The organism is Kocuria sp. KD4 (assembly GCF_011769905.1).
Lineage (GTDB): Bacteria > Actinomycetota > Actinomycetes > Actinomycetales > Micrococcaceae > Kocuria > Kocuria marina.
Genome location: NZ_CP050449.1, coordinates 1,126,891 through 1,140,100, shown reverse-complemented (window position 1 = coordinate 1,140,100; position 13,210 = coordinate 1,126,891). Strand labels below are relative to the sequence as shown.

At 68.9% G+C, this 13,210-nt stretch carries 9 protein-coding genes; 6 read left to right on the top strand and 3 right to left on the bottom strand.

Features of this window, described 5'->3' with window-relative positions:
* Positions 1-34: 34 nt before the first annotated feature.
* The 6 genes from HBK84_RS05245 to HBK84_RS05220 all read left to right on the top strand — a co-directional run bounded on the left by HBK84_RS05245 (position 35) and on the right by HBK84_RS05220 (position 7,327).
* Positions 35-1,642, top strand: a complete 1,608-nt coding sequence (locus HBK84_RS05245) for an ABC transporter substrate-binding protein (protein WP_240919110.1) — start codon at positions 35-37, stop codon at positions 1,640-1,642.
* 115 nt (positions 1,643-1,757) lie between these two features.
* Positions 1,758-3,242 (top strand): malate:quinone oxidoreductase, encoded by a 1,485-nt coding sequence (locus tag HBK84_RS05240; RefSeq protein ID WP_167318366.1) that lies wholly within the window; start codon positions 1,758-1,760, stop codon positions 3,240-3,242.
* Positions 3,243-3,548: 306 nt separating this feature from the next.
* On the top strand, positions 3,549-3,899 hold the full coding sequence (locus HBK84_RS05235) for a MarR family winged helix-turn-helix transcriptional regulator (RefSeq protein ID WP_231885488.1): 351 nt from the start codon (positions 3,549-3,551) through the stop codon (positions 3,897-3,899).
* 313 nt (positions 3,900-4,212) lie between these two features.
* Positions 4,213-5,292 carry a YihY/virulence factor BrkB family protein gene (locus HBK84_RS05230; protein WP_167318365.1) on the top strand — a complete coding sequence of 360 codons (1,080 nt, stop codon included), beginning with the start codon at positions 4,213-4,215 and terminating at the stop codon, positions 5,290-5,292.
* Between the two features lie 257 nt (positions 5,293-5,549).
* Positions 5,550-6,647 (top strand): S-(hydroxymethyl)mycothiol dehydrogenase, encoded by a 1,098-nt coding sequence (locus HBK84_RS05225; RefSeq protein ID WP_167318364.1) that lies wholly within the window; start codon positions 5,550-5,552, stop codon positions 6,645-6,647.
* The gene (locus tag HBK84_RS05220; RefSeq protein ID WP_167318363.1) at positions 6,644-7,327 is read left to right on the top strand and encodes an MBL fold metallo-hydrolase; all 684 of its coding nucleotides are present in this window, start codon (positions 6,644-6,646) and stop codon (positions 7,325-7,327) included. The genes HBK84_RS05225 and HBK84_RS05220 overlap by 4 nt, the downstream gene beginning before the upstream one ends.
* A gap of 79 nt (positions 7,328-7,406) precedes the next feature.
* Here HBK84_RS05220 and HBK84_RS05215 read toward each other — a convergent pair whose 3' ends face one another.
* The 3 genes from HBK84_RS05215 to HBK84_RS05205 are packed head-to-tail and all read right to left on the bottom strand — an operon-like array spanning position 7,407 to position 13,210.
* Positions 7,407-8,693, bottom strand: coding sequence for a hypothetical protein (locus HBK84_RS05215; RefSeq protein WP_240919109.1), 1,287 nt, complete (start codon positions 8,691-8,693; stop codon positions 7,407-7,409).
* 9 nt (positions 8,694-8,702) lie between these two features.
* Positions 8,703-11,990, bottom strand: coding sequence for an AAA family ATPase (locus HBK84_RS05210; RefSeq protein WP_240919108.1), 3,288 nt, complete (start codon positions 11,988-11,990; stop codon positions 8,703-8,705).
* Positions 11,987-13,210 (bottom strand): exonuclease SbcCD subunit D, encoded by a 1,224-nt coding sequence (locus tag HBK84_RS05205; protein WP_167318362.1) that lies wholly within the window; start codon positions 13,208-13,210, stop codon positions 11,987-11,989. Before HBK84_RS05205 ends, HBK84_RS05210 begins: the two co-directional genes overlap by 4 nt.

Sequence of the window (13,210 nt, the reverse complement as noted above, 5' to 3'; positions counted from 1 at the left end):
TGCGACGACGCGGCGGCCAGAGAAAGGATGCGCCGTGGTTGCTGAGAACCGCCTCGGACGGCGTTCCTTCCTCTCCCTCGCGGGCGCGGGGCTCATGCTCACCGGTTGCGGGTCCACGACCGCCCGCCCCTCGGCGAGCGCCACCGCACCCCGCAACACGTTTGTTCTGGCGCACGCCGCGGCACCGGCGGGGCTGGACCCCTCCCGGAGGAACTCGCAGGAGACGGCCCGGATCGCCACGCAGATTCTGGAGGGGCTCGTGACGGCGGACCGCTCGACCGGTGAGCCCGCGCCGGGCCTCGCGCAGTCGTGGGAGCTCGCGGATGATCGTCGGTCCGTGACCTTCACCCTGCGCCGGGGGGTCCGCTTCCATGACGGTGCCGCGCTGGACGCCGCCGCGGTCAAGGCGAACTTCGACAAGTGGCAGGCCCAGGCCGAGTCCTCCGAACCGTGGGCCTCGCGCTGTGCGTTCGCGACGGCCTTCCGCCACGGCACGTCGAGCCCGCTCGTGGCCTCGGCCTACGCCGGCACGGAGGTCACGGACGAGCGCACCGTGGTGGTGAAGCTCACCCGCCCCTACACGCCGCTGCTGGCCGCCCTGACCCAGCCGGCGTTCGGGATCGCCTCCCCCGCGAGCATCGAGGCGGGAACGGAGAACGAGCACCCCGTGGGCACGGGCCCCTTCCGCTTCGACTCGGCGACCGCCGACACCGTGAAGCTCTCCGCCCACGAGGGCTACTGGGGCGAGCTCGGGGACGTGGGCACCCTCGAGATGCGGGTCATCCGTGACGCACATGTGCGCTGTGCGGCCCTGCTCACAGGTGAGGTGGACGCGTACGACCTCGTGGGGCTCGACGCCTTCGCGCCCCTCGCGCGCCGCGGCGTGCAGGTGCTCTACCGCGACCCCTACTCCGTGTCCTACCTCGGGTTCAACCGTTCCGTCCCCGTGCTGCGGGACGTCGCGGTACGCCGCGCCGTCGCCTCCGCGATCGACCGCGGTGCCCTGGCGTCCCAGCTGTACCCCAGCGGGTCCAACGTGGCGGACCAGTTCGTCCCCGCCCGGTTCAACGTGGACGGCGAGAACCTGCAGATCCCCGGCTACGACCCCCAGCGCGCCCGGGACCAGTTGCGGGCCAGTTCCTACCGGGGGCAGGCCCTGCGCTTCTACTACCCGCGCAATACGTCCCGGATGTACCTGCAGGAACCGGAGCGCGTGTACGCGCAGATCTCGGCGCAGCTCACCCGCGCGGGCTTCCGTCTGGACCCCGTCCCCATGGACTGGGACGACGGGTACGTGGACGCCGTGACCGATCCCACCGCGGGCCACGCGTTCAGCCTCCTGGGCTGGAGCGGGAGCTTCCGCGACCCCGACGGCTTCATGGGCCCGTTGCTGGGCACCCCCGACGCGCAGTTGGGGGACGACGACGCCGGGTTGCTCACCGCGGTCAACCGCGCCGCCACCATGCCCCAGGGCGACGCCCGCAATGCCGCGTACCGCACGCTCAATGACCGCGTCTCGGCGGTGATCCCGGCCGTGCCGCTCGCGCACCCCGTCTCGGCGGTGGCCGTGAACTCGCGCGTGGCGTCCTTCCCGTTGACCTCCACGGGGTTCGAACGCTTCAACGAGCTGCGCCTGGCCTGAACCGCACCATGTGTGCCCGGCGGCTCCGTTGGGAGTTGGCCGGAGCTGGGGATACCCTGGACACCGGAAAGCCTCGGCGCAGTGCCGCGTCGATCATGCACGCACGGGAGACAATGTGACTTCATCTCAACCCACCGAATCCGTCGACGTCGTCCTGGTGGGCGCCGGCATCATGAGCGCCACGCTCGCGACCCTGCTCAGCGACCTGCAGCCGGACTGGTCCATGACCGTCCTGGAGCGCCTCAACGCCGCGGGTCTCGAGAGCTCCAATGCCTGGAACAACGCGGGCACCGGACACTCTGCGCTGTGCGAACTGAACTACGCACCCCAGGCCGCGGACGGCACTGTGAGCGCCAAGAAGGCCCTGAACATCAACGAGCAGTTCCAGGTGACGCGCCAGCTGTGGAGCTCGCTCGTGGAGAACGGCACGCTCGAGTCCCCCGGCACGTTCATCAACCCCGTGCCCCACATCTCCATGGTGTTCGGTGAGGACCACGCGGACTACCTGCGCGCCCGCTACGACGCGTTCAAGCCTCACAAGCTGTTCGAGCGCATGGAGTTCACCGAGAACCGCGACCAGATCGCCGAGTGGGCGCCCCTCACGATGCACGGCCGCGGCGCCGGTCGCGTGGCGGCGACCTTCGCCCCCGAGGGCACGGACGTGGACTTCGGTGCCCTCACCAACCAGCTGCTCACCCACCTGACCGGGCGCAACGTGACCGTGCGCTACGGCCAGGAAGTCACCACCCTGAAACGCCGGAGCGACGGTTCCTGGAACGTCTCGGTCGAGGACAGGCTCAACAGCGACAACAACCGCGTCATCCACGCGCGTTTCGTTTTTCTGGGCGCCGGCGGCGGCGCGCTGTCCCTGCTGCAGAAGTCGGGGATCCGGGAGGCCAAGGGCTTCGGCGGGTTCCCCGTCTCCGGTCTCTTCCTGCGCAACACCGATCCCACCGTCACGTCCCAGCACAACGCCAAGGTCTACGGCCAGGCCTCCGTGGGCGCCCCGCCCATGTCCGTGCCCCACCTGGACACGCGCTACGTCCACGGCGAGCGCACCCTGATGTTTGGGCCCTACGGCGGGTTCAAGCCCAACTTCCTCAAGCACGGTTCCCTGCTGGACCTGCCCAAGAGCGTGCGCGCGCACAACCTCTACCCCATGACCCGTGCGGGTCTGGCCAACCTGGACCTAGTCAAGTACCTCGTGGGCGAACTGACCAAGACCCGGTCCCAACGCATGGACGCTCTACGGGAGTACTACCCCACCGCCGAGGAGTCCCAGTGGGAGCTCATCGAGGCCGGTCAGCGCGTGCAGGTCATGAAGTCGGATCGACAGAAGGGTGGCGTGCTGCAGTTCGGCACCGAACTCGTGACCAGCGCGGACGGCTCGATTGGTGCTCTGCTGGGCGCCTCCCCCGGTGCGTCCACGGCCGTGCCGATCATGCTCAACCTGCTCTCCCGCTGCTTCCCGGCCAAGATGTCCGAGTGGGAGCCCAGGATCAAGGAGCTGATCCCCTCCTACGGCAAGAAGCTCAATGAGAACCCGCAGCTCGCGGACGAGATCATGGGTCACACCGCCCAGGTGCTCGGCATCAAGTAGTCCCGTTCCGGCGGACGTTACGGAGGGTCTTTTGCACTGCGCACAAAGACCCTCCGTCGTCTCCACCCCTGATCAGCTGTGCCCCAATGCGTGGACAGGCTCTGTCCTCCCGGCCACAAGTGTGGACACCGCTCGCTGGGGGCGCGCTCATCCCCTCTCGTAACATGTAGATAACGTCCATAGGGGGTGGACGTTGCCAAAGGGGGAAGAATGACATCAAGGGGGAGTGTCGAAGCGTGGGATGCACTAAGCCGCTGCCATGTGTCGGTGACACGTCAGCTCCAACGCGGAGTGGATTTACGCGGCTTGTCCCGTCGTGAGTTCGAGGTCCTGGCCGCGCTGTGCACCACCGGCCGGGGTGGCCTGCGGTTACGCGATCTCAACAGCCACGTGCTGTTGACGCAATCGAGCCTCTCACGCATGCTCGAGCGTCTCGAGAACAAGGGGCTCGTGACCCGGCGCCAGGATTCCCAGGACCTGCGCGGTGTGCGGGTCGCCCTGACCGATGCCGGGACCCAGCTCTACGAGCAGATCTCGCAGGACAACGACCAGATGGTCGCGGACGTCATGAGCACCGCTCTGGATGCCCAGGAGATCAGGGTGCTCACGCGACTGAGTGAACGCATCCATCAGTACGCGTTGTCCTTGTCACGGTGACCGATCCGCACCGCTGCACGCACTGACCCGCCCGTACGGCGGCCCACACCGCGCCCACGATTCGTCGTGGGCGCGGTGTCGTGTCCGGCGACGTCGCGTACAGCGGAGTCGCGCCCCGGCGGTGCCGCATGCCCCGATACCATATGATGCAGTGCCGCGCCCGATGGCGCTGCGCCGTGCGGCGGCGTCGTCGGCAGTACCGGGGCCGGCGCCGTATAGGCGCACGGTGCGTGGGCGGGGGTCGAAAGGTCGCTAAACTTCTGGGAGTACCTGCTTTGCGCAGCCACCACATTCGCTCCTGGAGAGGACCCCCATGACAACTCAGCATTTGGAGTCCACGGCGCGTCGGGGGGACGCGGCCCCGGACCCGGACCATGATGCCAAACCCGACTCCCCCACCAAGCTCAAGGGGCAGTCATGGGGTTACGTCTTCAAGCGCGCCCTGTCCGAATTCAGTAAGGACGGATGCACTGACCTCGCCGCGACACTGACGTACTTCGCGGTGCTCTCCATCTTCCCGGCGCTTCTGGCGTTGGTGTCCCTGCTGGGTGTGTTCGGCCAGGGTGAGGCCACCACGAGCGCCATCCTAGACTTCCTGAACCGTTATGCTCCCTCGTCCGTCGTGGATCTGCTCTCCGGACCCATCTCCCAGCTGACCACTCAGTCCGGGGCCGGACTGGCCCTGGTCGTCGGTGTCCTGGGTGCACTATGGACCGCATCGGGTTATACCGGTGCGTTCTCCCGGGCGATGAACCGCATCTACGAGATCGCCGAGGGTCGCCCCTTCTGGAAGCTCAAGCCCATCATGCTGCTGATCACCCTGATCATCGTGCTGATCGTGGCCGCCGTGATGTTCATGGTGTTGCTCTCCGGTGACTTCGCGCAGACCGTGGGTGACCTGGTGGGTCTGGGTTCCACCACCGTGACCGTGTGGAACTGGGCCAAGCTGCCCGTCATCCTGTTCCTGCTCGTGCTGCTCATCGCGATCCTGTACTACGCGACGCCCAACGTGAAGCAGCCCAAGTTCAAGTGGTTGAGCCCGGGCGCAGCGATCGCGCTCGTGTTCATGATCATCGCCGGGCTCGGGTTCGGTTTCTACGTGGCGAACTTCTCGAGCTACAACGCGACCTACGGCATCATCGGCTCCGTGATCATCCTGCTCCTGGGCCTGTGGATCATGAACAACGTGCTCCTCTTCGGCGCCGAGGTGGACGCCGAACTCGAGCGTGGCCGCCAGTTGCAGGGCGGGATCCGTGCCGAGCACGCCGTCCAGCTGCCTCCCCGGGACACCACCCAGGTGAAGAAGCAGAAGGAGAAGGAGGAGAAGCTCGAGGCCGAGGGGCGCAAGATCCGGTTGCGCACCGAGCACGTCGACTACTCGCAGGACTCCTGAGTCACCACGACGATCCTTCACAACGCGGGCCCGCACCATCGTGCGGGCCCGCGTTCTCATGTTCAGGGCCTGCCATCCGGTGTCGCCGACCGGTTTCCCCGACTTGGTTGCGTCGACCCAGATCATCTCCCGGCTCGTCATCCGCGCCCGGTATTCGTCGCGGGGCGAACGTACGCGGCGTCGTCGTGCGCCGTGTGGCGGCCACCACGCATACTGGGAAGGACCCTAGAAAGCTGCGAGACGACGGAGGCAACCGTATGCACAAGGTCAAAGGCGTGGTGGTGCGGGCCAAGAACGAGCCCGCCACCGTGGAAACCATCCTGGTCCCCGATCCGGGGCCGGGCGAGGCACTCGTGGACGTGCTTACGTGCGGGGTGTGTCAGACGGACCTGCACTACAAGGTGGGCGGCGTGGGGGACGCCTTCCCCTACCTCCTGGGGCACGAGGCCACGGGCGTGGTGAGCGCCGTGGGCGAGGGCGTCACGGAGGTGGCCGTGGGCGATCACGTGATCCTCAACTGGCGAGCGGTGTGCGGCGAATGCCGGGCCTGCCGCCGCGGTGAGCCGTGGTACTGCTTCAACACCCACAATGCCGAGCAGAAGATGACCCTCGAGGACGGCACGGAACTCGAGCCGGCTCTGGGGATCGGCGCCTTCGCGGAGAAGACCCTGGTCGCCGCCGGGCAGTGCACCCGCATCGAGTCCCCGCTCGAGGACGGGCAGTACGCCGCGGTGGGTCTGCTGGGCTGCGGCCTCACCGCCGGGATCGGCGCGGCAATCAACACCGGTGCGGTCAAGCGCGGAGAGTCCGTAGCGGTCATCGGCTGCGGCGGCGTGGGCACCGCCGCGGTCGCGGGTGCGGCGCTCGCTGGTGCGACCACGATCATCGCGGTGGACGTGGACGACGACAAGCTGAGCACCGCGCAGCGGCTCGGCGCGACCCACACGGTCAATTCTCGGTCTGTGGATCCCGTGGAGACCATCCGCGAGCTCACGGGCGGTCACGGCGCGGATCTCGTGATCGACGCCGTGGGCGTGGCCGACACCTTCATGCAGGCCTTCCAGGCGCGTGACCTCGCGGGTCGCATGGTCCTGGTGGGCGTTCCCAATCCCGGGACCGTGGCGGAGATCCCGCTGGACCAGGTGTTCTCCCACGGCGGGTCCATCAAGTCCGCGTGGTACGGGGACACCCTGCCCTCGCGCGACTTCCCGATGCTCGTGGACCAGTACCTCCTGGGCCGGTTGGACCTGGATGCCTTCGTCTCCGAGCGCATCGCCCTCGAGGACGTGGACGCCGCGTTCGGGACCATGAAGTCCGGCAAGGTCCTGCGTTCCGTCGTGGAACTGGCCCGATGACGCGCACACCGCAGACCGTCCTGACCGACCCGCGCGGCGGCGTCACCGTCACGAACTGCGTCACGGAGGGTACGTTCAGCCTGGACGGCGAGACCTTCGACGTGGAGAACAACGTGTGGGTCGTGGGTAACCAGGCCGAGTGCGTCGTGATCGATCCCGCGCACAACCCCGACGCCGTGCTCGCCGCAGTCGCGGACCGCACCATCACGCACGTGCTGCTGACCCACGGTCACGACGACCACATCGCGGCGGTGCGCGAGTTCACCGACCGCGCGGGCACGGACGCCCCGATCATGATGAACCACGAGGACCTCATGCTGTGGCGCGCCGTCTACCCGGAGGGGCCGGAGCCCGAGCCGTTGCGAGACGGACAGGAGATCCTTGCGGGCACCGTGGTGTTCACCGTGTTGGCCACGCCCGGCCACTCTCCCGGGTCCGTGGTGTTCCACGCCCCGCACCTGGGTGAGAACGGGGTGGTCTTTACCGGGGACACGTTATTCCAGGGCGGCCCGGGTGCCACGGGGCGGTCCTATTCGGACTTCCCCACGATCATCGACTCCATCGAGAAACGGCTGCTCACGCTGCCCGAGGACACCCTCGTGCTCACGGGTCACGGCGACTCCACGACCATCGGCCAGGAGAAGCCACACCTGAGTGAATGGATCGCCCGCGGCCACTGAGTGATCGCGCTTGCGGTACGACGCCGCTCGGCCCGGTCCCCTGCGAACCGGCCCGGGCGGCGTCGTCGTGTGAGCAGCGTCAGATGCGGGGCCTGGGCCCGGGGCTGCGGCGTTGCGTGTAATTGAAGATGAGGGCGGTGGCCAACAGCACCATAGCGGCCGCCATGGGGACCATGGCCGCGGTCATGTCGTCGAAGTGTACGCCCAGGTACGCGCTGAGCGTGAGTCCCAGCGCCGTGGCGATGCTCGACGTCACAGTCATGCGTGCCACGAGTCCCAGGACGTCGCTGCCCGCAGTGACGTAACCGGCACTGCTGTGGAGGCACAGCAGGCACGGGCCTGAGAACAACCCGAGCGCGAGGAGCACGAGGGAATACCCCACGAAACCGGACGGCCCGGACATGAGCATGGATGCCAGCAATGCACCCGTGGCGGCGAGAATCCACATGTTCTCAGCGCTCAACCGGCGGCGGAAACGCACGGCCAGGCTCGACCCCACGGCGGCCCCGAACCCCAGCAACGCATAGATGACCCCCATGGTCTCCACGCTGTCCAGGGACACTGAGTACACCACGAGGCACCCGAGTACCGCGCCCATGAGGGCGTTCAGCGCCGCCACACCGTAGATCAATCCATGGCTCAGCCGGAACACGGCACGGCTGCGCCCGGGCGCGCCGCGGGGGCGTCGCCAGGACCAGAGGGGCATGTCCGCGCGGGGACAGCGGGCGGAGGAATGCAGGACGAATGCCGCCGTGATCAGCACGGTCCACACAGCGGCGAAACGCAGCACCACCGCCGGGCCCATGGTCACAGCGAGCAGTCCCGTGAGCGCGGCACCCAGCACCGTGGCCAGTCCCTCGTTCACGGATTCGCGGCGCATGGCCGCCGGGAACGCTTGTGACCGGTCCTGTGCTTGCAACACGGAGGCCCAGCGGAGCCGCGCGGCCAGTCCCATGGGTGTCATGACCACGCCGGCCACGAAGAACGGCGCGAGCGCGGACACGGCATCCCACGAGACCGGGATCTCGGTGACCTGGGCTCGTGACAGCACCCAAAGGATGATCCCCTGGATCAGGGAGAACGCGACCAGGGCCCACAATCGCCAGCGGGCGTTGGCCAGCGCGGCCACACCCACGCCGCTCACGGCTATGCCGAGACACAGGGACGCCGAACTCAACGCGGCCGTCCACGCCGAGGAGGACGAGACCGCCACGAGCGTGAGCAGGCCCAACGGGGCCATGACCTGGGGCAGGCGGAGCAACAGGGTGATCGCGCCCAGCCTGCGATCACTGCGCACGGTGCGTTCACGCGGGGTGAGCACCTTGCCGGGCTTCTCGGGCGCGGGGCGGCGGATCGCGGTACTCACGACCTCAGCCTACGCGGCATCCCACGGCCCCGCGACGACCGACAGATGCGAGCCACCGGGGGTCTTGGTGACCACGAGCTGGGTGTCGATGCGTTGTTTCATCTCGCTCACGTGGGACACCACACCGATGACCCGCCCCGTGCGGCGCAACCCGTCCAGGGTCTCGAGGACCTGCTCGAGGGTTTGTTCGTCAAGGGAGCCGAACCCCTCGTCCACGAAGAGCGTGTCGATCTCCTGTCCCCCGGCCTCGGACCGGACGACATCCGCAAGAGCCAGGGCGAGCGCGAGCGAGGTGAAGAAGGATTCCCCGCCCGACAGTGTCTCCGTGCCGCGGCGGACACCGGTCCACGAGTCGTCGATCTCGAGTCCGAGCCCGGACTTGCCACCCCCTCGGGTGCGATCCGTATGCACTAGTGTGAAGCGACCGGAGGACATCCGTGCCAGGTGTTCGGAGGCCACCGCGGCCACGTGCTCGAGCTTCGCGGCGAGCACGAACGAGGTCAGGGTCATCCGCAGGGCGTTCTCGGGGGAGTTCGCGGTGGCCACGTCCGCGAGTCCGCTCAGGCGCTGGGCATTCTCTCGAGCGCGCTCGAGTTCGGCGTGTCGGGCGGGCATGTGCTCGGCGTGGGATGCGGCGTCGGCCGCGAGGGTCTGCAGTCCGCCCAGCTTCTGGTTCAATGCATCCCGCAACTGTTCGTACCCGTCCCGTTCGGCGGCGGTGCGAGCCAGTGCTTCCTCGGACAAGCCCGCGCGTTCCTCGGCGCTGAGCCCCTCGGCGCGTTGCATGTCCTGGGTCGCGAGTTCCGCCGAGACTGAGTCCCGCTCCTCCTGCAGAGCGGTGAGCCGCTCGGAGAGTCCGGCCGCGTCCGCCGGGTCCATGAGAGCCTCGTCCGCGGCGCTCTGGGTCTCGAACGGGGACGCGTCAAGGGCACGTTCCACGGCACCCTGCGCGGTGCGGACCTCGTGTTGCGCGGCCTCCAGCGCCCGCTGTTGCGATTCCCACTCGCTCACCGTGCGCACGAGGTGCTCGGACCGTTCGAGGAACTCGGTGGCCGAATCGAAACCCCTGATGCGCCGGGCCAACTCCTCACGCGCCCGGTCGCACCGTGTCAGGAGTCCCTCGAGGCGCGCACGGGTCCCCGCGATGTCACCGTTGATCCGTGTCCCCTCCCCCTCGAGATCTTGGACCTCCCGCCGAGCAGCCGCGATCTCGGCCTCACCCCGGCGCACCCGGGTCAGGCTCTGCTCGAGTCGGGCCAGTTCCTCATCGGCGTGGCGGCACCGGTCCACGGCGGCGTCGACGTCCGTGTCCGCGCCGCGCGCGAGCGCCTCGGCCGCACCGGTCTGCGCCCGCTGCCACGCTGCGTGGGAGGCATCCACGGTGTCCTGTGCGGTGTCCCGGGCGGCGCGTGCGCGATCGAGTGCGTCATCGGTGACCTCGTCCTCGGTTCCGGCGCCGGCGAGGTGCGGGTGCTCCGTGGCTCCGCACACGGGGCACGGATCCCCCGGCTCCAGCCCGGTGGCGAGGGTCGCGGCCGCACTCGCGTAGCGCTGCGCTTCGAGCGCTTCCACGTGCTGGGCGGCGGCCCGCCGTGCGGTTTCATCCTCCCGGTACCGGCGCGCCCGTTCCTGCTCCTCCGCCCGGGCCCGTGCGTATTCCCGACTCGCGGCCACGGCCTCCCGCGCGGTGCGGGCCCGTTCGCGCACGAGGGCCTCGTCCTTGACCTCCCCCAGGAGTTCGCGATGCGATTCCTCGCCGCGGGTCAAGGCGTCCCGCGCTGAGGCGAGATCCCGGGTGAGGTGCGTCGCCCGCTCTTCGAGCGCCGAAAGGGCCTTGCGTTCGCGAGCCGCCTCCTCCTCGTCCCTCGTGAGCGACTCCTCCTGGGCCACGGCGCCCCTAGCGGATTCGCGCGCGGTCACGACTGCATCGCGCAGACCCGCGGGCACCTGCCCGGACTCGTCCACGGCGTCCATGAGGCTCGCGTTCGGGCCCAGAATGTGCTGAGCCACGCGGGCCGACGGCGCGTCCCCCGTGACAGTGGCACGCAGGTCGGTGACGGCGGCGTCAAGGGTCGCGACGCGCCGTCGGGCGTCACGCAGTTCCACGAGCGGCGCTTGCAATTCCTGTGCCGCCTCGTGCTCGCGCAGTTGTCGGGCCGCGTCCTCCGACTGCTCCGCGTGCTCCGCGAGTTCATCCCGGCGCCGCGTGAGTTCGCCGCGCCTCCTGACCAGCGAATGCAGGGTCTCCAATTGTGCGTAGCGCTGCTGGGCCCCTGTGTACGACGACGCCGCGCCGTCCCGTGCCCGGCCCACCGTGTTTACGAGGGTGTCGCAGTCGTCGACCAGCTCACGCCATCGATCCGGGACCCCTTCGTTGTCGGCGTCCCCCGATTTCCCGTCCGCAGGCCCCTCCTCCGAAGCGGCCGACGCAGCACTGGTCGAGGCTCGGCCCTGGTCAGACGAACCCGCGTCAGTTTCTCCACCGTTGGGGTCCGCCGCAGTGCCCACGGCGACGTCGCCGACCGACCCCTCGTCCGACGGGAGATCCAATCGGGTCCGGAGCGCCCCGGGGAGGTCCGATAAGACGTCCTCCGGTAACCGGGCGACCGTGTGGGCCACGCGTTCCCTGAGCCGGGCGAGAACCTCGTCCGCTCGTTCCGCCTCGCGTTCCGCCTCGTACAGGACGCTCTTGGCTCGATCCGAGCGCGTTTTCAGCTCATCCTGGATGTCCGCGTAGACGTCCGTGCCGAACAGCGTTTCCAGGAGGTCTTCCCGCTCCTTGGAACCTGCTTGCAGGAACCTGGCGAACTGGCCCTGGGGAAGCATCATCACCTGGGTGAACTGCTCACGGTCCAGGCCCACGACGTGGTGGATGGTCTGCCCCACGTCGTCCGGGCGGTAACCACGGTCCACCCATTCCCCCGCCACGTGTTCCCGCAATGACACCGTGGCGTGACGGTCGCTCCATCCGGACGCAGCCCGGGAGGACGGTTCGCGCCACGCGGGCGTCCTGCTCACGTGCCACCGCCGGCCACCCGCCGTGAACTCCAGCTCGACGCGCGGCCCGGTGCGGGGATCCGCATGATCACTGTGCTGGGCCTTGCGCCCGCCCTTGGCGGCAGTCGTGGGCCCGGATCCGTAGAGCGCGAAGCAAATGGCATCCAACACGCTGGTCTTACCCGACCCGGTTTCGCCGTTGAGCAGGAAGACCCCTGCCTCGTTCAGGACGTCGAAATCCACCGTCTCCCGCTTGGCGAACGGCCCGAAGGCGGTGATCTCCATCCGATGCAGCTTCACTGCTCCACTCCCCTGCTGCGCGCGGCGGCCACCGCGTCCGCGATCTCGTCCTGTTCCGGCCCGGACAGCCCCCGGTGCCGCACGTGGTCGTAGAACTGGGCGCACAGCTCCTCGGCACCTGCGGCTTCCGCGACCCGCGCGCTGTACGCCTGCTGGGTCAGAGTCCGGCCGCCCTCGGGTTCCCAGCGCAGTTCCACCGTGCGGGGGAACCGCGTCCTGATCCGATCCATCGCGGATGCCGGGCGGTCACGATCCGTGAGGACCACCTGACACCAGGCACCCTCCGCCGAGGTGTGCGCCGGATCCCGTAGCAACTCGTCGAGTGTCCCCCGCAGGCACGCCAGATCCATGCGCGCGGCGTGGTCCAAGCCGGTGACCTCATGGACCCCGGTCTCCTGGACGTCCACGAGCCACGCTCCCTTGAGGTGTCCGGCCTCGGAGAAGGAATAGGCCACGGGCGAGCCGCTGTAGCGCACGGCGTCCGCGACTCGCTGCCGGCGGTGGATGTGGCCGAGCGCCGTGTAGTCATGACGGGCGAAGACCTCCGCCGGGACGGTGCCGAGGCCCCCGGAATCGACGACGCGCTCCGAATCCGTGGGTTGCGCCCCCGTCACGAACGCGTGCGCCATGACGACGGACGGGATGTCGCCTCGTTCTTTCCTGTCCGCATCGATGCGCTCCATCACGGTGCCCAGCACGGCCTGGTGCGTGGGTGCACAGTCGAGCGACGGCGCGGCCGCGCGCGGTTCGATGTACGGGATGCCGTACACGGCCACCGTGAACGCCCCCGGCAGGGTGGCACCGCGCGGGTCGGGGGCGGGCGGCGCCGTCGCCCGGGCGACCGTGATCGTGGAGTCCGTCGACTGCGAGAGCAGGACCGGGACGTGGGCGTCCGGCACGCGGGTCAACAGGTGGACGCCGCCGTGGGACATGATGCCGGAGCCGAAACCCAACCGCGCCGGGGAGTCGTGGTTGCCGCTCGTGAGTATCACGTACGCGCCCGCCTCGCGGATCTGCGCCAGGGTGGTGCTGAGCAGCTCCACCACCTCCGTGCGGGGCTGGGCGCGGTCGTACACGTCCCCCGAGACCAGGACCGCGGAGACACCGTGGTGCCGTACCCACTCGACGATCTCGGCCATGGCCTGCGCCTGGATGTCCAGGATGTCGACGCCGTGGAAGGTACGCCCCAGGTGCCAGTCGGAGGTGTGCAAGATCAGCAT